General features: G+C 67.1%; 20 protein-coding genes. 7 read left to right on the top strand and 13 right to left on the bottom strand.

The window, feature by feature from the left end; all coding sequences use genetic code 11:
- Nucleotides 1-28: 28 nt before the first annotated feature.
- The 6 genes from MF270_RS22510 to MF270_RS22485 all read right to left on the bottom strand — a co-directional run bounded on the left by MF270_RS22510 (nucleotide 29) and on the right by MF270_RS22485 (nucleotide 5,120).
- Nucleotides 29-676 (bottom strand): hypothetical protein, encoded by a 648-nt coding sequence (locus MF270_RS22510; protein WP_238368049.1) that lies wholly within the window; start codon nucleotides 674-676, stop codon nucleotides 29-31.
- 283 nt (nucleotides 677-959) lie between these two features.
- Entirely contained in the window at nucleotides 960-2,018 is a 1,059-nt protein-coding gene (gene mnmH / locus MF270_RS22505) for a tRNA 2-selenouridine(34) synthase MnmH (RefSeq protein ID WP_238368035.1), read from the bottom strand.
- Nucleotides 2,019-2,213: 195 nt separating this feature from the next.
- Nucleotides 2,214-2,432 (bottom strand): globin family protein, encoded by a 219-nt coding sequence (locus MF270_RS22500; protein WP_238368034.1) that lies wholly within the window; start codon nucleotides 2,430-2,432, stop codon nucleotides 2,214-2,216.
- A gap of 164 nt (nucleotides 2,433-2,596) precedes the next feature.
- Nucleotides 2,597-4,156 carry a trimethylamine methyltransferase family protein gene (locus tag MF270_RS22495; protein WP_238368033.1) on the bottom strand — a complete coding sequence of 520 codons (1,560 nt, stop codon included), beginning with the start codon at nucleotides 4,154-4,156 and terminating at the stop codon, nucleotides 2,597-2,599.
- 94 nt (nucleotides 4,157-4,250) lie between these two features.
- The gene (locus tag MF270_RS22490) at nucleotides 4,251-4,490 is read right to left on the bottom strand and encodes an Lrp/AsnC ligand binding domain-containing protein (protein ID WP_238368032.1); all 240 of its coding nucleotides are present in this window, start codon (nucleotides 4,488-4,490) and stop codon (nucleotides 4,251-4,253) included.
- A gap of 288 nt (nucleotides 4,491-4,778) precedes the next feature.
- Complete coding sequence (locus tag MF270_RS22485; RefSeq protein ID WP_238368031.1) at nucleotides 4,779-5,120, bottom strand: hypothetical protein; 342 nt, start codon at nucleotides 5,118-5,120, stop codon at nucleotides 4,779-4,781.
- Between the two features lie 139 nt (nucleotides 5,121-5,259).
- Here MF270_RS22485 and hisB point away from each other — a divergent pair, with 139 nt between their 5' ends.
- A complete protein-coding gene (gene hisB, locus MF270_RS22480) occupies nucleotides 5,260-5,847 on the top strand; it encodes an imidazoleglycerol-phosphate dehydratase HisB (RefSeq protein ID WP_238368048.1) in 588 nt (195 codons plus the stop codon).
- Complete coding sequence (gene hisH / locus MF270_RS22475; protein WP_238368030.1) at nucleotides 5,844-6,482, top strand: imidazole glycerol phosphate synthase subunit HisH; 639 nt, start codon at nucleotides 5,844-5,846, stop codon at nucleotides 6,480-6,482. Before hisB ends, hisH begins: the two co-directional genes overlap by 4 nt.
- 338 nt (nucleotides 6,483-6,820) lie before the next feature.
- On the opposite strand, the gene MF270_RS22470 is transcribed toward hisH, so the two are convergent.
- A complete protein-coding gene (locus MF270_RS22470) occupies nucleotides 6,821-7,213 on the bottom strand; it encodes a DUF2147 domain-containing protein (RefSeq protein WP_238368029.1) in 393 nt (130 codons plus the stop codon).
- A 143-nt stretch (nucleotides 7,214-7,356) separates the two neighbouring features.
- On the opposite strand from MF270_RS22470, the gene hisA reads away from it, so the two are divergent.
- Together hisA and MF270_RS22460 are read left to right on the top strand one after the other, a co-directional pair.
- Nucleotides 7,357-8,079 (top strand): 1-(5-phosphoribosyl)-5-[(5-phosphoribosylamino)methylideneamino]imidazole-4-carboxamide isomerase, encoded by a 723-nt coding sequence (hisA, locus tag MF270_RS22465; RefSeq protein ID WP_238368028.1) that lies wholly within the window; start codon nucleotides 7,357-7,359, stop codon nucleotides 8,077-8,079.
- Between the two features lie 78 nt (nucleotides 8,080-8,157).
- Nucleotides 8,158-8,637 (top strand): DUF2867 domain-containing protein, encoded by a 480-nt coding sequence (locus MF270_RS22460; RefSeq protein ID WP_238368027.1) that lies wholly within the window; start codon nucleotides 8,158-8,160, stop codon nucleotides 8,635-8,637.
- On the opposite strand, the gene MF270_RS22455 is transcribed toward MF270_RS22460, so the two are convergent.
- Nucleotides 8,634-9,386, bottom strand: a complete 753-nt coding sequence (locus MF270_RS22455) for an SDR family NAD(P)-dependent oxidoreductase (RefSeq protein WP_238368026.1) — start codon at nucleotides 9,384-9,386, stop codon at nucleotides 8,634-8,636. The genes MF270_RS22460 and MF270_RS22455 overlap by 4 nt on opposite strands.
- Before the next feature lie 67 nt (nucleotides 9,387-9,453).
- Between MF270_RS22455 and hisF the strand changes: the two genes are divergently transcribed.
- The 3 genes from hisF to MF270_RS22440 all read left to right on the top strand — a co-directional run bounded on the left by hisF (nucleotide 9,454) and on the right by MF270_RS22440 (nucleotide 11,770).
- Complete coding sequence (gene hisF / locus MF270_RS22450; protein ID WP_238368025.1) at nucleotides 9,454-10,218, top strand: imidazole glycerol phosphate synthase subunit HisF; 765 nt, start codon at nucleotides 9,454-9,456, stop codon at nucleotides 10,216-10,218.
- Nucleotides 10,215-10,529 (top strand): phosphoribosyl-ATP diphosphatase, encoded by a 315-nt coding sequence (locus MF270_RS22445; protein WP_238368024.1) that lies wholly within the window; start codon nucleotides 10,215-10,217, stop codon nucleotides 10,527-10,529. Before hisF ends, MF270_RS22445 begins: the two co-directional genes overlap by 4 nt.
- A gap of 260 nt (nucleotides 10,530-10,789) precedes the next feature.
- Entirely contained in the window at nucleotides 10,790-11,770 is a 981-nt protein-coding gene (locus tag MF270_RS22440) for a PRC-barrel domain-containing protein (protein WP_238368023.1), read from the top strand.
- 63 nt (nucleotides 11,771-11,833) lie between these two features.
- Here MF270_RS22440 and MF270_RS22435 read toward each other — a convergent pair whose 3' ends face one another.
- The 5 genes from MF270_RS22435 to MF270_RS22415 all read right to left on the bottom strand — a co-directional run bounded on the left by MF270_RS22435 (nucleotide 11,834) and on the right by MF270_RS22415 (nucleotide 19,393).
- Nucleotides 11,834-12,682, bottom strand: coding sequence for a sulfotransferase (locus MF270_RS22435; protein WP_238368022.1), 849 nt, complete (start codon nucleotides 12,680-12,682; stop codon nucleotides 11,834-11,836).
- Nucleotides 12,683-12,754: 72 nt separating this feature from the next.
- Nucleotides 12,755-13,222: a CoA-binding protein gene (locus MF270_RS22430; protein ID WP_238368021.1), complete on the bottom strand. Its 468-nt coding sequence runs from the start codon at nucleotides 13,220-13,222 to the stop codon at nucleotides 12,755-12,757.
- A gap of 195 nt (nucleotides 13,223-13,417) precedes the next feature.
- Nucleotides 13,418-14,491, bottom strand: coding sequence for a DUF2235 domain-containing protein (locus MF270_RS22425; protein ID WP_238368020.1), 1,074 nt, complete (start codon nucleotides 14,489-14,491; stop codon nucleotides 13,418-13,420).
- The gene (locus MF270_RS22420; RefSeq protein WP_238368019.1) at nucleotides 14,472-16,775 is read right to left on the bottom strand and encodes a xanthine dehydrogenase family protein molybdopterin-binding subunit; all 2,304 of its coding nucleotides are present in this window, start codon (nucleotides 16,773-16,775) and stop codon (nucleotides 14,472-14,474) included. The genes MF270_RS22425 and MF270_RS22420 overlap by 20 nt, the downstream gene beginning before the upstream one ends.
- Nucleotides 16,776-17,056: 281 nt before the next feature.
- Nucleotides 17,057-19,393, bottom strand: coding sequence for an ATP-dependent helicase (locus MF270_RS22415; RefSeq protein WP_238368047.1), 2,337 nt, complete (start codon nucleotides 19,391-19,393; stop codon nucleotides 17,057-17,059).
- Nucleotides 19,394-19,411: the final 18 nt, after the last annotated feature.

The raw sequence follows: 19,411 nt of genomic DNA, 5'->3' as shown, positions 1-19,411 counted from the left end.
TTTCGTTTGGACGGGTCCGGGGGATCGTTTAGCGCCGGCGGCCCGCGCCTTCAAGGCGGCTGCGGTGATAAACCACGATCATCCAGCCCAGCATGGTCGCGTTGAGCAGATGCCAGGCGACATGGGTGCCGTGGGGCCAGCGCCCGCACAGCGGCATGTCAAGCGCGCGGGCAGTGATCGACAGGGCGAGGATCGCCGCGCCGATGACCAGCCCGCGCGCAACTTGCGGCCGTCGCCGCAGGATGGCGGCGTAGATCAGCAGCAGCAGCGGAATCGGCGCATAGCCCGCGCTGCCACCGATCCCCGGGATGCGCGCGAACAGCGGCAAGGTCGCAGCGGCATAGGGAAAGAACCCGGCCGTCCCCAGCGCCGCCGCCCAACGCGGCCAGCCCAGCCAGTCGCGGTTGGCCAGCCAGATATAGGCCAGCACGAAGACAAGGATCGGCAGCGTATCCGCCACACCGGCCCAGCGCATGGCGAGCGTGTGAAACAGCCCCGACCCGATCCCGATGGCCATCAGCACCGCGCAGAGCCCCCGCGCCGCACCGCCCACCCGCGGCCAGAGCCACAGCGCGACGGCGATGAACGCGAGATTGCTCACAGCGTTCAGCGGCTCGGCCCAAAGCCCAGGCCCCAGCCGCTCGCAATAGCCGTCCACCTGCGCCGTCCAGTCCATCGTCACACCCTGGCCCAACCCCTTCATTCACCTTTCCACAGATATCCCGGGGAACGCGAGAGGCAGAGCCCCTCGATTTGCGTGTGCCGCGCCTCCGGCACGAGGGGCTGGCCCCACACCCCGGCGCTGGCCAGGGGAAGCCTCCGGTGGGAGTATTTCGGGAACAGTGAAAGAATGGACGCCCGATCCATCTTCATCTTGCCAATAAACTCCGGGGGTGTGGGGGCTGGCCCCCACGAAAGGCGGGGGTCCGGGGGCGCAGCCCCCGGCGGGTCGGATCGCGTCAGCGATCCGAAACCCCTGTCCCCAGCTCGAGCACCCGCGGCACCGCGCCGCGCAGGCTGGCCGGGGAGACATCGGCCATCTCGACCACCCCGATCCGGGCGCCGACCTTGCCCTGCGCGCGGATGTAGCGGGGGTCGTAGTGCTGCGCCATCAGCTCGGCGGCGAGCGCCTGCATCTCGCCCGCTTGCGCGAGGCCATGCCAGCGGGCGATCAGTTCGCGTGGCTGGTAGGGGCGCAGCTGGTCCAGCACCGCGCCCAGCGCCGCGCGGTCGGCGACGATGTCGTCATAGGCCGTGACGGTATAGGCCGCGCGGGCGGCGACCGGGGCCGCAAGCTCGATCCGCGGGGCGGCCTGCATCGCCTTCCACACCGAGGGCGGGACCAGCAGGTCGCCGACCTTGGCGCTTTCCGCCTCGACGAACACCGGCCGTGCGGGGTCGAGCGCGCCGAATGCCATGGCCAGACGGCTTTCGAACATCTTCTGCGCCGGCTGCCCGCCCGGCATCCCGCCAAAGAGCGAACCGCGATGGCGCCCGATCCCCTCGAGGTCGACGACCTGCGCGCCCGTCTCGGCCAGCAGCGCCAGCAGGTCGGTCTTGCCGGTCCCCGTGAGCCCGTCGATCAACACCAGACGGTGCGGCAGCGGCGCCTCGTGCATCGCCTGCACCACCAGCTTGCGATAGGCCTTGTAGCCCCCCTGCACCACGTCCGAACGCCAGCCGACCTGGGCAAGGATCACCGAGAACGAGCCCGACCGCTGCCCGCCGCGCCAGCAATAGACCAGCGGGCGCCAGCCGCCGTCCTTGTCCGCCAGCGGCCCCTGCAGGTGTCGCGCCGCGTTCCGCGCCACCAGCGCCGCGCCCAGCTTGCGCGCGGTGAAGGGGCTCTCCTGCTTGTAGATCGTGCCGACCTGCGCGCGTTCCTCGTTGTCGAGAACGGGCAGCGAGATCGCGCCGGGCACGTGGTCCTCGACGTATTCGGCGGGCGAGCGCACATCGATGATCGAATCGAAGGGCAAGGCGCCGAGATCGGCGAGGGAGGAGAGCGTGACGGCCATGTCTTTCCATAGCCTTGGCCGCGCGCGCCGAAAAGGCCCCGCACACGTCCGCCGTCAGGGAAACTCCCGCTGCCCGGCGATCATGTTGGCCGCCAGAAGATCGTCGACCTACGCCCAGGCGGCGCGCAGGGCGGGCGTGGAATCGCGGCCGAAACTGGCCTCGAACGTGTAAGACAGCGCGGATCTGGCGCTGGCCTAATGCCGCTCCCCGACGCGGTCGCGGGCATGGCGGCGCCCCAGGTCGCGGGCCGCCGGCAGAAGATCGTCGCCATGGCCGAGCCCGGCCTCCGCCACGGTCAGCGTCTGGAACAACTTGGTCCGCTGCGCCGACAGATCCTCGGCAAACATCTCCTGCGCCTCAGGATAGAGATGGAACAGCCGGTCGCAGAACCGGTGCGCGATAGGGTCGGACATCAGAATGACCGACCGAAACCACGCCTGGACGCGCGCGATCCTGTGCGGATCCAACGGGCGAACCTCAACGGTAACGGGTCGGCCCGCACGAGGCGAGACCGGACGCCGGTCTGCCTCAGCCTAGCCGGCCCGCCCGAGGAAACCGAAAACGCCGCCGTCAAGGATCAGTAATCGGTCGCCGCGCCCCCTTCGGCCTTTCGGCGCGCGACAAACTCGGCCAGCTCCTCGCGGATTGCCGGGTCCATCGGCGGCGGCTCGAAGGCGTCCACGATGCGGCGGTAGATCCCGTGCGCCCGCTCGGTCGTCCAGACACCGCCCGCGACCTCCCAGGCCTCGAAATTCTTCCAGTCACTGAGAAAGGGCTGGTAAAAGGCCGTCTCGTAGCGCGCCTGGGTGTGGTCGATGCCAAAGAAATGGCCTGTGGGGCCGACCTCGGCGATGGTTTCGACCGCGATCTCGTCCGGGCCGGTGGCGGTCAGGGCGGGGTCCATGTAGCGCTGGATCTGTTGCAGGATCTCGCAATCCATGACGAATTTCTCGGGGCTGGCGATCAGCCCGCCCTCGAGCCAGCCGGCCGCGTGGTAGATCATGTGGCTACCCGATTGCACCGCGGCCCAGAGGGAATTCGACGTCTCCCACGTGGCCTGCGCATCGGGCACATTGGCCGCGCAGACGCCGGACGAGCGCAGCGGCAAACGATAGTGCCGCGCCATCTGGCCGGTCATCTGCGTGGCACGCATGTACTCGGGCGTGCCGAAGGCGGGCGCGCCGGTCTTCATGTCCACGTTCGAGGTGAAGGTGCCGATCGCCACCGGCGCGCCGGGCCGGATCACCTGCGCCAGGACCACCGCCGCCAGCGCCTCGGCCAGGCTGAGCGTCACGGCCCCCGCCAGCGTCACCGGCGCCATGGCACCCGCGAGGGTGAAGGGCGTGACGACCAGCCCCTGCCCCGCCCGCGCCAGCCGCATCCAGCCATCCAGCATGGGCGTGTCGTGTTTCAGCGGCGAGGTGGAGTTGATGTTGGTATACATGTGCGGCCGCGCCTCGAACTCTTCGGGCGTGAGGCCACCGGCGATGCGCACCATCTCCATCACGTCCTCGACCCGGTCGCGGCCGAGGCAATAGGCATGGGCCACCTTGTCCGACAGCGTCAGCTTGTCGAAAAGCACGTCGAGATGGCGGATGCCTGGGTGGATGTCCTGTGGCTCGACCGGGTAGCCACCCATGAAATGGATGCAGTTGAAATACTGCGAGAGCTTGATGAGGTCGCGGCACATGGCCATGTCGCCCACCGTCTTGCGCCCGGTCGCAAGGGTCCAGTAGGCCGGCGGCGACGAGACATTGCCGAAGTTGAGGCTGCCGTCGCCCAGCGTGATCGCACGGGCCGGGTTGCGCGGGGTCAGCGTGAACTGCGCCGGGCAAAGCGCGACCATCGCCATCACCATGTCGCGGCCCATGCGCACGTTCTCGCCCCGCACGGTGCAGCCGGCGCGGGCCAGGATCTCGAGCGCATCGGGATGCAGGAACTCGATCCCCACCTCCTCGAGCACGCGCATGGCGCCGTCGTGGATGGCCGCGACGCCCTCGGCGCTCAGCGGTTCGGTGGGGCGGTCGATGTTGCGGACCGGGCCCCAGGGCATCTGGTCGATGATGTCCACCCCGCGCCGGGTGGCATTGCCCGCCCGTCCGCCGGTGCGTTTCCTGCGCTGCACTGCCTTGTCCATGGCCGGCCTCCGTTCGCGCCCGTTCCCGTCATGGAACGCCTGCGCGGTGGCGCCTGCCTGCCCGTTTGCGACGCGATGTGTCGCGAATGACGGCTCAGAAGGCCTTGAAGGTCAGCGTGGTGAGGGTGCGTTCGATGCCCGCGATGTCGGCCACATGGTCGTTGATAAACTTGCCCACGTCTTCGCCCCGGGGAATGTAGAGCTTCATCATCAGGTCGTAATCGCCCGAGGTCGAGTAGAGCTCGGAATGGATCTCGCGCAACACGATGTCCTCGGCGACGCGGTAGGTGGCGCCGGGCTTGCAGCGGATCTGGACGAAAACGCAGGTGGTCATGGGGATCTTTCCGGATTGGGTCGCGGGCAAGGTGCCATGGGGCGCGGGGCGGTGCAACGGGGTTTGGTTCGCATCGCAGGACGGGCTTCTTTCTTACTACATGATGTGACGAGGCTGGCGTTAGCCCGGTGTGGACCAACCGTAGTAGAGATGTGCGAAGGGCTGCCCCCGGCCGCGGGTGGGGGTGAAGCCCCCGCCCGGGGGGGCGGTCGGGGGCTGCCCGGCGTGCCGCCGGGCGGAACATCTCCCAGAGGATGGCAACAACCAGGCTGGACGAACGTGCGCCCCTTACCCCGGCGGAAACTGCCGCAGGCAATCGTCCGCCTGCCGCATGAACTCATCCACCGTCTGCTGTGGGCTGCGCCGTTCGGACACGGCCTTCAGTGCCGCCATCTTCTGCCGGTCGGTCCCGCTGACATACCGCTGCAACACGATCGCGGCGTAAAGCTGCGCGAATTCCTTGTTCCGGGTCGAGGTCAGCCCCGCCCGCTCGGCCATGCTGACCGAGGCCGCGACGATCCAGGCGCATTTCAGCGCGGCCGCCTCCTCGCCCGCATAGACGCGCCGCTCGGCCTGGGCAGGGGCAGCGACACAAAGGGCAAGGCCCATGGCGAGGGTCAGGCGGCGCATGGGCGATGTCCTTTCAAGTCTCTTCAAGGACCGAGGTTGGCATGCGGGCCACGGCGCTGGCAAGACCTGCACGCTCGGCCTTGGCGCGCCCGCCCCCCGCGCCTATAAGGCCCGCGAGACCAGCCAAGGGAATGAGCCGATGCGCAAGGCCCAGATCATCCGCGAAACCGCCGAGACCAAGATCGATGTCGCCATCGACCTCGACGGAACCGGCCGCTACGACATGCAGACCGGCGTGGGCTTTTTTGACCACATGCTGGACCAGCTGTCGCGGCATTCGATGATCGACATGACCGTGCGGGCAAAGGGCGACTATCACATCGACGACCACCACACGGTCGAGGATACCGGCATCGCCCTGGGCCAGGCCCTGACGAAGGCGCTGGGCGACAAGACAGGGATCCGCCGCTACGGGTCGTGCCTGCTGCCCATGGACGACACGCTGGTGCGCTGTGCTCTGGACCTGTCGGCGCGGCCGTTCCTTGTCTGGAACGTCGACCTGCCCTCGCCCAAGATCGGCAGCTTCGACACCGAGTTGGTGCGCGAGTTTTTCCAGGCGCTGTCGACCCACGGCGGGATCACCCTGCACATCGACTGCCTGCATGGGTTCAATGCGCACCACATCGCCGAGGCCACGTTCAAGTCGGTCGCCCGCGCCCTGCGCGAGGCGGTCGAGCCCGACCCGCGCGCGGCCGGCTCCCTGCCCTCGACCAAGGGCGCGCTATGAGCACGGTCATCGTCGATTACGAGAGCGGCAACCTGCATTCGGCTGAAAAGGCCTTTCAATGCATGGCGCGCGAGGGCGATGCGGGTGCGGTCACGGTCACCTCGGACCCCGAGGTGATCCGCCGCGCCGACCGCGTGGTCCTTCCCGGCGATGGCGCCTTCCCGGCCTGCAAGCGCGCGCTTTTCGATCACCGTGGCGTCTTCGAGGCGATGGAAGAGGTCGTGGTCGCCCGCGGCCAGCCCTTCCTTGGCATCTGCATCGGCATGCAGATGATGGCGCGGCTCGGCCACGAGTTCGAAGAGACGACCGGCTTTGGCTGGATCGATGGAGAGGTGGTGCGGATCGCCCCCTCGGATGCGACGCTCAAGGTGCCGCACATGGGCTGGAACGACCTGGTGATCGACCAGCCGCACCCGGTCTTCGACGGGATCGAAACCGGTCACCACGCCTATTTCGTCCATTCCTACCATATGCAGGTCAGCTCGCCCGGCCAGCTTCTGGCGCACGTGGAGTACGGCGGGCCGATCACGGCGATTGTCGGGACGGGCAACATGGTCGGCACCCAGTTCCACCCGGAGAAAAGCCACGCCACCGGCCTGCGCCTGATCGCCAACTTCCTGGCTTGGAAGCCCTGAACCAGGACCCTTTGCGGGCCGCGCGGCGGTGAGCGGCCGGCCCCCTCGCACCAGAGGCGCGGCACAACAAAAGTCGAGGGGCCCTGCCCCTCGCGCCAAAGGCGCGGCACAACGAAAGTCGAGGGGCCAGCCCCTCGAGCTCCCCGGGATATTTATGGCAAGATGAAAGGGGATCGGCGGCTGCCTTTCATCTTTCTTCAAATATGCAAGCCGCCACCTCCGCGAGCGCCACGCAGGAAAAGAGGCGCCGCCTTGCCGCTGGCGCCCCTCCCTTTCACTTTTCTTCAAATACTCGATCCCCGGCCAGCCAAGCGCGGCCCAGCCAGCCAAGGCGCGCGTCAGTTCACGCGGCTCCAGGTGCCGCCATCGCGGCAAATGCCCAGCACGCAGCCTTCGACTTTCAGCCGGTCGCCGCTGAGCGTCAGCTTGGAATTGTAGGTCTTGTTCCGGTCCGGCGACCAGACCTTGCCACCGCCATAGGCGCCGCCGCCCTCGGGTTTCATGTCCCAGATGATCCGCTTGCCATTGTTGGGCGAATTGAGCGTCTTGCCGCTGCCGTCGAAGCTTTTGACCAGAACGCCGCAGAAGGCGCTGCCGCAGGGCGCGACCTGGATGTGGCCAAAGTTGCCATTGTCGTCGGGGATGGTCTTCCAGGTGCCCTCGATCGGGTCGGCCAGCGCCGCCCCCGCCCCGGCCAGCACCAGCGCCACCGCCATCACGATCCGTTTCATCGCCCTTGCCTCCAATTGGGTTCGATGGCCGCGATCCTGCGCGCCGGGCGTCCCCGGATCAAGCCTGACGTGACGCCGTTGCATTTCCGTGCTGCACGTGCAAAAGAGCGCCGATCTTACGATACGGCAAGGAACGCGCGCGAATGATCCTGTATCCCGCCATCGACCTCAAGGACGGCAAGGCCGTGCGCCTTCTGCGCGGCGACATGGAGGCGGCGACCGTCTTCAACGAGGACCCCGCCGCCCAGGCGCTGGCCTTTGTCGCGGCCGGCTGCGAATGGCTGCACCTTGTCGACCTGAACGGCGCCTTTGCCGGCCAGCCCGTGAATGCCGCCCCGGTCGAGCAGATCCTTGCCTCGACCAACACGCCCGCGCAGCTGGGCGGCGGGATCCGCGACATGGCCACGATCGAGATGTGGCTGAGCAAGGGCCTGGCCCGCGTCATCCTTGGCACCGTGGCGGTCGAGAACCCGGAACTGGTGCGCAATGCCTGCCGCGCCTTCCCGGGCAAGATCGCCGTCGGGATCGACGCCAAGGACGGCTGGGTCGCGACCAAGGGCTGGGCCGAGGTGACGGATGTGAACGCTGTGGACCTTGCCAAAAGCTACGAGGACGCGGGCGTCGGGGCGATCATCTACACCGACATCAACCGCGACGGCGCGATGCAGGGGCCCAATGTCGAGGCGACGGCCGCATTGGCCAACGCCGTGACGATCCCGGTAATCGCGAGCGGAGGCGTGTCGTCGCTGGCCGACCTGAAGGCCCTGCGCGATTGCGGCGCGGCGCTGAACGGCGCGATCTCGGGCCGCGCGCTGTATGACGGCGCGCTGGACCTCAAGCAGGCGCTCGAGGCGCTGGCAAAGTAAGCCCTGCGACATCCCGCGCCTTGCCCCCGGTGCGGGGCGGGCGCACCCTCCGCGTGCATTGATACCCGGAGGCCCCTGATGCCGCTAGATTTTTCCCACTCTCGCCCCGAGATCCGCAAGGAACCGCACCCGCAGGTGTCGCAGCTCTGGCGGCTGGTCCAGCCCGGCGATTTCATCGACGGCTACAGCGTCGAAAGCGGCGCCAGTGTCGCCGAGGCCGTTCAGACCGGGCTGTCCTTGCCCGGCTGGGCCGATGCGCTGCTGGCCCTGCGCAATGCGCTGATGAAGCCCTTCGGCCTCAAGACCGAGGTGTCGGATGCGCCCTCGGGCATCTTCCCCGTCCTGCATGACAGCGACGTGGAACGCATCCTCGGCACGAACGACAAGCACCTCGACTTCCGCATCTCGATCCTGCGCCAGGCCGGGCGCATCCACATGGCGACCTGGGTGCATCCGCATAACCTGGGCGGGCGCGCCTACCTGACGGCCGTGATGCCGTTCCACGTGGCGATCACCCGCAACGCGCTGGCGCGGGTGGCTCGCGCCTACCCGGCCTAGATCGACCCCGCATCCACCATGTAGTTGCTGGCCGTGCACATGGCCGCGTCGTCCGAGGCGAGGAACAACACCATCCGCGCCAGGTACACCGGGTCGATCAGCTGCGGCATGCACTGGCTTTGCTTGTGTGCCTCGAGCGCCTCGGGCGTGGCCCATTTTTCCAACTGCCGTTCGGTCATGATCCAGCCGGGCACGACGCAATTGACCCGGATCATGTGCGCCCCGAGGTCGCGCGCCATGGTGCGTGTCAGCCCGTGCACGGCCGACTTGGCGGTGGCGTAGGCCGGGAAACCGCCGACCGCCTCCCACCAACTGTTGGACCCCATGTTGATGATCGACCCGGCCTTTGCCGCGATCATGTCGGGGGCCACGGCCTGGATGGCAAAGAACATGTGGCGCAGGTTTGTCTGCATCCGCTCGTCCCAGTAGTCGGGCGTCACGTCCTGCCAGCCGTGGCGGTCGTCGCGGGCGGCGTTGTTGACCAGAACCTCGGCCGCGCCGATCCGGTCCCTGAGCCGCGCGAAAGCCCCCTGCAAGGCGCCGATGTCGCGCAGGTCGGCATACTCAAAAGCCGCGCCGGTCTCGTCCGCCATGGCAAGGCCCCCCTCTTCGTCGAAATCGACAAAGCCGACCTTTGCCCCCTGCTCGGCAAAGCCCCGCACGATCCGCGCGCCAATGCCCGAGGCGCCGCCGGTGACATAGACCGATTTTCCCTTGAGACTGGGGTAGATGGCGAATTGCGGCTCCATGGTGCGGCTCCCTTTTGCTGTTTCGCGGCAACTTGCCAGCCCCGGCGCCCGCGCGTAAAGGGAAGACATGCTCAAGACACGCATCATTCCCTGTCTCGATGTCGCCGATGGCCGCGTGGTCAAGGGCGTCAATTTCGTCGACCTGCGCGATGCAGGCGACCCGGTGGACGCCGCCCGCGCCTATGACGCGGCGGGCGCGGACGAGCTGTGTTTCCTCGACATCCACGCGACGCATGAGAACCGCGGCACCATGTTCGACGTGGTCACGCGCACGGCCGAGCAATGCTATATCCCGCTGACCGTCGGCGGGGGCGTGCGCACCCACGAAGATGTCCGCGCCCTGCTGCTCGCGGGCGCGGACAAGGTGTCGTTCAACTCGGCCGCCGTGGCCAACCCGGACGTGATCGCCGAGGCGGCAGACCGCTTTGGCAGCCAATGCATCGTCTGCGCCATCGACGCCAAGACGGTCGAACCCGGCCGGTGGGAGATCTTTACCCACGGCGGACGCAAGCCCACCGGGATCGACGCCGTGGACTTCGCCCGGACCGTGGCCGCGAAGGGCGCCGGAGAGATCCTGCTGACCTCGATGGACCGGGACGGCACCAAGGCGGGCTTCAACCTGCCGCTGACCCGCGCCATTTCCGACGCGGTGGACGTGCCGGTGATCGCATCGGGCGGCGTCGGCACGCTGGACCACCTGGTCGAAGGCGTGACCGAGGGCGGCGCCAGCGCCGTGCTCGCGGCGTCCATCTTCCATTTCGGCGAATTCACCATCGCCGAGGCCAAGGCCCACATGGCGGCCGCCGGCATCCCGGTGAGGATCGGCGCATGACCCTGGAAGAGCTGGAAACCATCGTCGCGGCCCGCGCCGCCGCCAGCCCGGATGACAGCTGGACCGCCAAGCTGCTGGGCAAGGGCCCGGAAAAATGTGCCGAGAAATTCGGCGAGGAAGCCATCGAAGCCGTGATCGAAGCGGTCAAGGGCGACCCGGAGCGCCTGGCGTCCGAGGCGGCGGATGTGCTGTTTCACCTGCTGGTCATGCTGAAATCGCGCGATGTCGCGTTGTCGGACGTCATGGACGAACTGGCCCGGCGGCAGGGCCAATCGGGTCTTGCGGAAAAGGCAGCCCGGCCGGCGAAATAGTGCCGACCCACTCAAACCCCTGAAATCATTGGCCATCATGCATGAACGCCGTCCCACCTGGGCGGCGTTTCTCGCACTTTCGTGTCCGTTCGTGAAAACAGGGCGACCTTCGGTGGAACCCGATGCCGCCCTGCACGTTGCCTCCCTGACCAGTCACCACAACGGTCGTTAAGCAACGATAGGAGGATACCATGAAACGTTTTCTGACGTCTACCGCACTTGCCCTTACCCTCGCAGGTCCAGTCCTTGCAGAAGCGCACATGTCTGCCGATGCAGAAGCCGGCGCCAAGTTCAGCGCCACCAGTGAACAAGGCGCCGTGATGGCGTCCGAGTTGATCGGCGCACGCCTGTACACGAGCGAAACCGAGGTCGACGAAACCGTCTTCGGCCTGAATGACAACTGGGAAGACGTGGGCGAGATCCACGACATCGTGCTCGGCAAGGACGGTGAAGTCGACCAGGTGATCGCCGATATCGGCGGCTTCCTCGGCATCGGCGAAAAGTCCGTGGCCGTGTCGATGAGCGAGCTGAAATTCATCAGCGATGGCGAGGACAGCGACGACTGGTTCGTCGTGATCCAGGCCGCCGCCGGCGATCTCGAGAACGCTCCGGCCTACGAATCGGCCGCCGTGATGGCGCCCGAGACCGACCTGAGCGCCCAGGCATCGGCCGAGATGGAAGAAATGGAGACGGATGCCGAGATGGCGGCCGAGGCCACCGGTGACGAGTTGCAGGACGCCGCAGCCGCGACCGGCGCCGCGCTGGACAATGCCGGCGAGGAAGTCGACCAGGCCGTCGATGCGACCGGCGAAGCGCTGGACAACACGGGTGAAGAGGTGGCCGAGGCCGCCGATGCCACCGGCGAAGCCATCGAGAACACCGGCGAGGCGATCGTCGCCGAGGCCGATGAAGCCACGGACGAGATGGCTGCCGAGATGAACGAGCCGGAATATGCCGCCGCCGAGTTCGGTGACATGCCCCGCGACGAGATCGTCGGCACCCGCGTCTATGACGCCAACGGCGAATGGATCGGCGAAGTCAACTCGCTGGTCGAGACCGATGGCACCATCAGCGAGGCCGTGATCGACGTGGGCGGCTTTCTTGGCATCGGCGAAAAGCCGGTCGCCGTCAGCATCGCCGACCTGCTGATCGAGCGTGAAGCCGAGGGCGACACCTTCCGCATCTCGATCAACGCGACCGAGGACGAGCTGAAGGCGATGCCCGAATACGAGGCGATGTAATCGCGTCGCCCCTGTAAACAGTACCCGCCGCCGGCCCTGCGCCGGCGGCTTTTTCATGCGCGCTCAGGTGCGCTTGGGCTGTTTCCAGCGCCAGAACTCGTCGATCGGAAACCCGGTCATCCGCGCCACTTCGTCGTAGACCGACTCGTAGCGCGACTTGAACGCCGCGTATTCCCCCTGCCCCAGCACGTTCGAGGTGCGCGAGACGTTCACCTCCTTGTCCACGGGGGGCTCGGACAGGGTCACGTCCAGGAATTGCCCCAGCCGGTCCAGCGCGGGCGTGTCGAAGAGCCGCTCGTAAAGCTCGACATAGACACCGTCGCGGCCAAAGACCTTGTAGAGGTTTTCCAGCGTGGTCTGGTAATTGGCGCGCATCCGCTCGCCCGGACTGTCCTGCGCCTTGCGCATCGCGGCCAGCTCGTCCTCGCGGGTCGGCTTGCGCTTGGTGTCGCGGAAATGCATCCGCACCATGCTTTGCAGCCGATAGACCGGGTCGCGCATCAGGAAGACCGGGCGCACCTCGACCCCGCGGCGGCGGAAGTTTCGGCGGATCGCGCGCAGCGTGTCGATGCTGAGCCCGGCATAGGAGGGCGTGATGTCGCCGGTGATCTTGATGCCTTCGGCGTTCAGCACCGAGCGGAAGTAATCATAGTAGCTTTGCGGGTTGGCGACAAAGTTCAGCCGGTACAGATGGGTGCTGTCGCGCAGGCCCTTCAGCCCGCCCTCCATCTGGGTCGCGACCTTCAACACCATGTTTTCAAGAAAGAACTCGCATTCCGGAAGGGTCCGGGCGTCGAAGATGTGGTATTCCTTCTCGAACCCGAAATCGACGAACTTATGCGTGCCGAGGTAATAGTGCAGCCAGGTCGTCCCGCATTTCTGACCACCGACGCCAAGGATGAATTGCGACAAGGGGCCCCCGTCCGTTCTGCCTGAAATGTTCCGGTGCCCGTTCTAGCCCGCCGCCCCCTGCGGCGCAATCCGTCAGAGCTTGGACGAGATGACGCCCGTGGCGAAACCGCCCATGCGCAGCTCACCGAAGAGGCGCTGGTACTCGATCTTGGGGCAGCGGTTCTGGATCACGTCGATGCCGCGCGCCTCGGCCCGGGCCGCCGCCTCGGGGTGGGTGACGCCGATCTGCATCCAGATGGTGCGGAGGTTCGGCAAGACCGCGAGCGCCTCGTCCACGATCGGCGGCACCGCCTCGGGGCGGCGGAAGATGTCGACCATGTCCACGGTGTCGGGGCAGTCCGCGAGGCTGGCCCGAACCTGCTGGCCAAACAGCAGCTTGCCGGCGTGGCCCGGGTTGACCGGCACCACCTTGTAGCCCTTGAGCGAGAGATACCGCGCCACGTAGTAGCTGGGGCGGACCGGGTTCATCGACACGCCGACCACCGCCACCGTCCTGGTGCGGGTCAGGATGTCTTTCAGGTAGATGTCGCTGTAGTCCATGCCCCCTCCATAGCGCGCCGCGCGGGCGCACGGAAGCGGGGCAAGAAAAAAGCGCCCAGGGCTTGAGCCTGGGCGCCAGTCACGGAACGAGGGACAGTGTGAAAGAACGCGGGGGTTCCGACCCCGCGCCTCATGACTGTGACATAAGTGACGCGATCCGTGTTTAAAGAGAATGTAAAGAATTCGTGATACTTCTCAGACCGCTGCGGGGGGCGCCGGGGCAGCGTCTGGCGTGCCCGGACCGCGCGTGGCCCGGCCATGGGCGGTGGGATGGATCCGCTCGGTCGGATCGCCACCGACCACCCGGCGCTTGCGCAACAGAAACAGCTTGCCCCAGGCGCGCCAGGTCCCGGCCGAGGGGGCGCCCGAATCCATCGGGAAGCGCGCCTGCCAGCCGGGCGGCAGCGGCAGGCCCGCCGCCTCGGCCCGGCCCAGCATCCAGGTCAACGGGATATGCGACAGGGGCCGCGCGGCGTCGAAGCCGCCGAGCTGCCCGCCGATATCGCCATGGGTGCCGGCAAACCACATCTGCTCGACCCGTTCGGGCCGGTCCTCGGGCGCGGTCCACATGACCGGCTCGAAGACCTCGCGGGTTTCGTCCAGCGCCAGCGCATGGAAACCGTGACGCACCTGCGCACCGATCTCGTGGTTGTGGAAGGCATGGCGCGCCTCTGTCCAGCGCCAGGCCAGCGGCAGGCGCAGGCCCAGTGACTTGACCGTGTCAAAGCAGCACAGCGCCTCGATCGGGGTCTCGGGGTGGCAATGCGCCTTGGCAAAGGCGCGGCCCGCGGCGGTCATGTTGGGCTGTTCATACAGGCGATAGACCTGCCGGATATTGCGCGTCAGCGCCTGTTCGGGCCGCAGCAACCCGACGCGGTCGATCACACCCGCCAGCGAGCGCACGGCATAGGCCCCGCGCGAATAGCCGATCAGAAAGATCTTGTCCCCCGGCCGGTAGCGCGAGGCAAGAACGCCGTAGGCGCGGCGGATCTGGCGGTTGATCCCCCGCCCCATCATCACGTGATGCGTGTGCTTCCAGTCGGCCCACTGGATGCCCGGTTCGTAATACAGCGACAGGCCCCGCACCTCGCGCAGGAGCTTGTAGGTGAGCCCGACGTTCGTCTCTTCGCCGTCGTCGAGCGAGGACAGCGTGCCGTCCAGCAAGATCACGTGGATGCGCGGGCCCCTGACGCGGACAGCCGGGCTCAGCTCACCGGGCGGGCGCCCGGTGAAGACCCAGCGGAAAAGGTTATTCAGCCGCCTCAGCATGTCCCTGCATCATCTGCCACACCCGGTGCGGGGTAAAGGGCATGTCGGCCTGGCGCACGCCGGCATCCCACAGCGCATCGCCCACCGCGTTGGCCACGGCGGCCATGGATCCGACGGTCCCCGCCTCGCCGCAGCCCTTCATGCCCATGATGTTCGCGGTGGAGGGCACGGGTTCGAATTCGAGATCGACAAAGGGCATGTCGGTGGCGCGCGGCATCCCGTAATCCATGAAGGAGGCGGTCAGAAGCTGCCCGTCCTCGTCATAGACCACGTGTTCCGTCAGCGCCTGGCCCAGCCCCTGCGCCACCCCGCCATGCACCTGGCCCGCGGCCAGCATCGGGTTGATGAGATTGCCGAAATCGTCGACGACCGAGTAGCGTTTGGCCGTCACCTGCCCGGTCTCGGGGTCGACCTCGACCTCGGCCACGTGGCAGCCATTGGGATAGGAGCGGCCCGGCAGCGTCGCCGTCTCCTGGTGGACCAGCAGATCCTCGCGCCCCGCCTCGCGCGCCATCGCGGCCGCCTCGAGGAAGGTCGGCGTCAGGTTCGAGCCGGGCGCACGGAAAGTTTCGTCATCGAACGTCACCGCGGCGGCATCCACGCCCATCTTGTCCGCAAGGAACGACGTGAAGGCCGCGATCATCTTGTCCACCGTCGCCAGCGTCGCCGTGTTCTGCGTGGTGACCGAGCGCGAGCCGCCTGTGCCGCCACCCGTCGCAATCAGGTCGCTGTCACCCTGGATGACCTTGATCCGGTCCATCGGGATGCCGGTCTGGTCGCTGAGGAAGGCGGCATAGACCGTCTCGTGCCCCTGGCCGTTGCTTTGCGTGCCCACGTAGATCGACACCGTCCCGTCCTCGTGAAATTCGACCTTCGCCGTTTCGGAAGGATCGCCGAGAATGCTTTCGATATAGTAACAGATGCCGAGGCCGCGCAGCTTGCCCGCCTGCGCACTGGCCGCCTTGCGGGCGGCAAAGCCGGGGATGTCGGCCAACGTCTCGGCATGACCCAGAACGCGGGCAAATTCGCCCACGTCGTAGTTTTCGCCCGTCGCGGTCTTGTAGGGGAACTGGTCCGGCTTGACGAAGTTCTTGCGCCGCAGCGCGCCCGGATCGACGCCCAGCTCGCGCGCGGCGCGGTCCATGATGCGTTCGAGCACGTAGATCGCCTCGGGCCGGCCGGCGCCGCGATAGGCGTCGACGGGGGTGGTGTTGGTGTAATAGCCCTCGACCGCCAGCCAGGTGGTCTGGATGTCGTAGGGGCCGGTCAGCACGCGGGCAAAGAGGTTGGTCTGGATCGCCTGGGCAAAGTTCGAATTGTAGGCGCCAAGGTTGCAGCGCGTGGTGACCCGGTAACCGGTGATCTTGTGATCGGCATCGAACGCCAGCTCGGCCACCGATTCGAGATCGCGGCCCGCGTTGTCGGTCAGCATCGCCTCGCTGCGGTCCGACATCCAGCGCACGGGCCGGTCCAGCACCCGCGCCGCATGGGCGACGGGGTAATATTCCTGGTAGGACGGCATCGACTTCATCCCGAAGGCGCCGCCGACGTCGGGGTTGGTGACGCGGATCATCTCGGGGTCCATCTTCAGGTACCTGGCCAGCGAGGCCTTGAACGACCAGACCCCCTGGCCGTTGACCGAGAAATGCAGCCTCTCGCCTTCCATCTCGGCATAGCAGCCGCGCGGCTCCATCGAGGCGACCATGATCCGGTTGTCGCCCACGTCCAGCCGGACCACGTGAGCGGCGGCGGCAAAGGCCGCCTTGGTCTCTTCCTCCTTGCCCAGGCCCCAGTCGAAGGCGCGGTTGTCCGGGGCCGCGTCATGCAGGGGCGTGTCACCGGCAGAAAGCGTCATCTGCGCGGGCAGGTCCTCGATCTCGACCTCGATCAACTCGGCCGCATCGCGGGCGGCATCGAGGCTCTCGGCCACGACCATGGCGATGGCGTCGCCCACGTGCCGGACCTTGTCGGAACAAAGGAACGGACGCACCACGTCGGCGGCCTTGGTCCCATCACGGTTGTCGACGATCGCCGCGCCGCGAATCCCCTCGGCCAGGCCCTGTTCGGCCAGGTCTGCCCCGGTCCAGACCAGGTGCACGCCCGGCACCTCGCGCGCCGCGGAGGCGTCGATCGAAACGATACGGCCGTGAGCCTGCATCGAGCGTAGGAAATAGGCGTGCAGCGCGCCATCGGGCGCGATGTCGTCCACGTAGCGCCCCTGCCCGGTCAGCAGGCGCAGGTCCTCGACCCGCTTGACCGACTGGCTCTTGCCGAATTTCTCCATGATCCCATCCCTCTCCCTGCTGCGGACGCGCCCAAAGTATCGCGCCGCTGCGCATAGTCCAGTGCCGGCGGGGCGCATTCACCCCCGCGTCACGAATTGTCGTCACAGGTGCCGCCATTGGGGGCGCTGCCCCCCGCGGCCTGACGGCCACGCCCCCCGAGGTACTTGGAAAACAATGAAGAGACGGGCGCCTTTGCCTTCATTGTTTCGAAAATACCTCCGCCGGAGGCCATGGCCCGGTTTCGGGCCATCCCGCGCGCGCCCTGGCGCGCGCGATCCCGTCAGAACGGGATGTCGTCGGCGGCCATGATGAACTTGGCGACCACCTTCTTGGTGCCCGCCTTCTCGAAGGCGATCTCGAGCTTGTCGCCCTCGATCCCGGTGATGGTGCCGTAGCCGAACTTCTGGTGGAACACCCGTTCGCCCGTTGTATGCGCGCTGACGGCGGTGGCGTCGATCACCATGTTGCGGCTTTCGCGCGGCTGGCTCACGCCGCGCTCGCCGGCGCGGGATTGCATGCGCTTCCAGCCGGGGGAATTGTAGACATTCGCCTCGGCCGCGCGGGTTTCCACGCTGGATTGCGCCGCGCCGAAGCCGCCGCCGTAGAGACCCGGCGGGGTCAGCACGTCGACATGCGCCTCGGGCAATTCGTCGATGAAGCGCGAGGGCAGCGCCGATTGCCATTGGCCGAAGACGCGCCGATTGGCAGCGAAGGAGATGGTGCAGACCTCCTCGGCCCGGGTGATGCCGACATAGGCCAGGCGGCGTTCCTCTTCGAGGCCCTTGAGGCCGCTTTCATCCATCGAGCGTTGCGAGGGGAACAGCCCGTCTTCCCAGCCGGGCAGGAAGACCGCCGGAAACTCGAGCCCCTTGGCCGCGTGCAGGGTCATGATCGACACCTTGGCGCCGTCGCTTTCCTGTTCGTTGTCCATGATCAGCGCGACATGTTCGAGAAAGCCCTGCAGGTTCTCGAAGCTTTCCAGCGCCTTGACCAGTTCCTTGAGGTTCTCGAGCCGCCCCGGCGCCTCGGGCGTCTTGTCGTTCTGCCACATCGCGGTGTAGCCGGATTCGTCCAGGATCATCTCGGCCAGCTCGATGTGGCTGACGTCCTTCGCGCCGACCAGCCCGCCCCAGCGGTCGAGATGCCCGATCAGCGCGCCCAGTTCGCCCGCGCCCTTGCCGGTGATCCCCTTGTCCTGCAAGAGCAGCCGCGCCCCGTCGAGCAGGCTGACGCCGTTCACCCGCGCCGTCACCTGGATCTTCTGCTGCGCCTTGTCGCCAAGGCCGCGCTTGGGCGTGTTGACGATCCGTTCGAACGCCAGGTCGTCGTCCGGGCTGACCACGACGCGGAAATAGGCCATGGCATCGCGGATCTCGAGCCGTTCATAGAAGCGCGGGCCGCCGATCACCCGGTAGGGCAGACCGATGGTCAGGAAGCGGTCCTCGAAGGCGCGCATCTGGTGCGAGGCGCGCACGAGGATTGCCATGTCGTCGAGATCGAACGGCCGCATCCCACGCGCGCCGCGCTGCATCGCCTCGATCTCTTCGCCGATCCAGCGCGCCTCTTCCTCGCCGTCCCAATGGCCGATCAGGCGGACCTTTTCGCCGCCCGCCGCGTCGGTCCACAGCTCCTTGCCCAGCCTCCCCTCGTTGCCGCGGATGACGCCCGAGGCGGCCTTGAGGATGTGTTCGGTCGAGCGGTAATTCTGTTCCAGCCGCACCACCTTGGCGCCCGGAAAATCCTTTTCGAACCGCAGGATATTGCCCACCTCGGCGCCGCGCCAGCCGTAGATCGACTGGTCGTCGTCGCCCACGCAGCAGATGTTCTTGTGCGCCGAGGCCAGCAGCCGCAGCCAGAGGTACTGCGCCACGTTGGTATCCTGGTACTCGTCCACGAGGATGTAGCGGAACCAGCGCTGGTATTGCTCGAGGATGTCCGGGTGGTCCTGGAAGATCGTGACCATGTGCAGCAGCAGGTCGCCGAAATCGACCGCGTTCAGCTCACGCAGGCGGGTCTGGTAGTAATCGTAAAGCTCCGTGCCACGGTGATTGAAGGCAGAGGCCTCGGCCGCCGGCACCTTGGCCGGGGTCCAGGCGCGGTTCTTCCAGTTGTCGATCAGGCTGGCCAGTTGCCGCGCGGGCCAGCGCTTTTCGTCGATGTTCTCGGCCGCGATCACCTGTTTCAGCAGGCGGACCTGGTCGTCGGTGTCGAGGATGGTGAAGTTCGACTTGAGCCCCACCAGCTCCGCGTGCCGCCGCAGCAGCTTGACGCAGATCGAGTGGAAGGTGCCCATCCAGGGCATCCCCTCGGCGGGCTGACCCAGCAGGCGGCCGACGCGGTCCTTCATCTCGCGCGCGGCCTTGTTGGTGAAGGTCACCGAAAGGATCTCGTTCGGACGCGCCCGGCCGGTGGTCAGCAGGTGCGCGATTCGCGTGGTCAGGGCCTTGGTCTTGCCCGTCCCCGCCCCGGCCAGCATCAGCACGGGGCCGTCCAGCGCCTCGACCGCGGCACGCTGCGCCGGGTTCAGGTCATCCAGGTACGGGGTCGGCCGCGCGGCCATGGCACGCGCGGACAGCGATGCGCCCTCGAAGGCGTCCATTTCGTCGAAACTGCTCATGCCGCCAAGGTAGCCGGT

It is taken from the genome of Mesobacterium pallidum (genome assembly GCF_019966535.1).
In the GTDB taxonomy this organism is placed as follows: domain Bacteria; phylum Pseudomonadota; class Alphaproteobacteria; order Rhodobacterales; family Rhodobacteraceae; genus Mesobacterium; species Mesobacterium pallidum.
The sequence above is the reverse complement of the archived record's forward strand: the minus strand, read 5'-3'. Positions and strand labels throughout refer to the sequence as shown.

Excerpts from the sequence above, each read along its gene's own strand:
- hisA (WP_238368028.1), top strand. The coding sequence starts at position 7,357 with ATGATCCTGTATCCCGCCATCGACCTCAAGGACGGCAAGGCCGTGCGC.
- MF270_RS22460 (WP_238368027.1), top strand. The coding sequence starts at position 8,158 with ATGCCGCTAGATTTTTCCCACTCTCGCCCCGAGATCCGCAAGGAACCG.
- hisH (WP_238368030.1), top strand. The coding sequence starts at position 5,844 with ATGAGCACGGTCATCGTCGATTACGAGAGCGGCAACCTGCATTCGGCT.
- MF270_RS22420 (WP_238368019.1), bottom strand. The coding sequence starts at position 16,775 with ATGGAGAAATTCGGCAAGAGCCAGTCGGTCAAGCGGGTCGAGGACCTG.
- MF270_RS22415 (WP_238368047.1), bottom strand. The coding sequence starts at position 19,393 with ATGAGCAGTTTCGACGAAATGGACGCCTTCGAGGGCGCATCGCTGTCC.
- MF270_RS22430 (WP_238368021.1), bottom strand. The coding sequence starts at position 13,222 with ATGGACTACAGCGACATCTACCTGAAAGACATCCTGACCCGCACCAGG.
- hisF (WP_238368025.1), top strand. The coding sequence starts at position 9,454 with ATGCTCAAGACACGCATCATTCCCTGTCTCGATGTCGCCGATGGCCGC.
- MF270_RS22490 (WP_238368032.1), bottom strand. The coding sequence starts at position 4,490 with ATGACCACCTGCGTTTTCGTCCAGATCCGCTGCAAGCCCGGCGCCACC.
- hisB (WP_238368048.1), top strand. The coding sequence starts at position 5,260 with ATGCGCAAGGCCCAGATCATCCGCGAAACCGCCGAGACCAAGATCGAT.
- MF270_RS22495 (WP_238368033.1), bottom strand. The coding sequence starts at position 4,156 with ATGGACAAGGCAGTGCAGCGCAGGAAACGCACCGGCGGACGGGCGGGC.
- MF270_RS22445 (WP_238368024.1), top strand. The coding sequence starts at position 10,215 with ATGACCCTGGAAGAGCTGGAAACCATCGTCGCGGCCCGCGCCGCCGCC.
- MF270_RS22500 (WP_238368034.1), bottom strand. The coding sequence starts at position 2,432 with ATGTCCGACCCTATCGCGCACCGGTTCTGCGACCGGCTGTTCCATCTC.
- mnmH (WP_238368035.1), bottom strand. The coding sequence starts at position 2,018 with ATGGCCGTCACGCTCTCCTCCCTCGCCGATCTCGGCGCCTTGCCCTTC.
- MF270_RS22485 (WP_238368031.1), bottom strand. The coding sequence starts at position 5,120 with ATGCGCCGCCTGACCCTCGCCATGGGCCTTGCCCTTTGTGTCGCTGCC.
- MF270_RS22440 (WP_238368023.1), top strand. The coding sequence starts at position 10,790 with ATGTCTGCCGATGCAGAAGCCGGCGCCAAGTTCAGCGCCACCAGTGAA.
- MF270_RS22510 (WP_238368049.1), bottom strand. The coding sequence starts at position 676 with ATGGACTGGACGGCGCAGGTGGACGGCTATTGCGAGCGGCTGGGGCCT.
- MF270_RS22425 (WP_238368020.1), bottom strand. The coding sequence starts at position 14,491 with ATGCTGAGGCGGCTGAATAACCTTTTCCGCTGGGTCTTCACCGGGCGC.
- MF270_RS22470 (WP_238368029.1), bottom strand. The coding sequence starts at position 7,213 with ATGAAACGGATCGTGATGGCGGTGGCGCTGGTGCTGGCCGGGGCGGGG.
- MF270_RS22455 (WP_238368026.1), bottom strand. The coding sequence starts at position 9,386 with ATGGAGCCGCAATTCGCCATCTACCCCAGTCTCAAGGGAAAATCGGTC.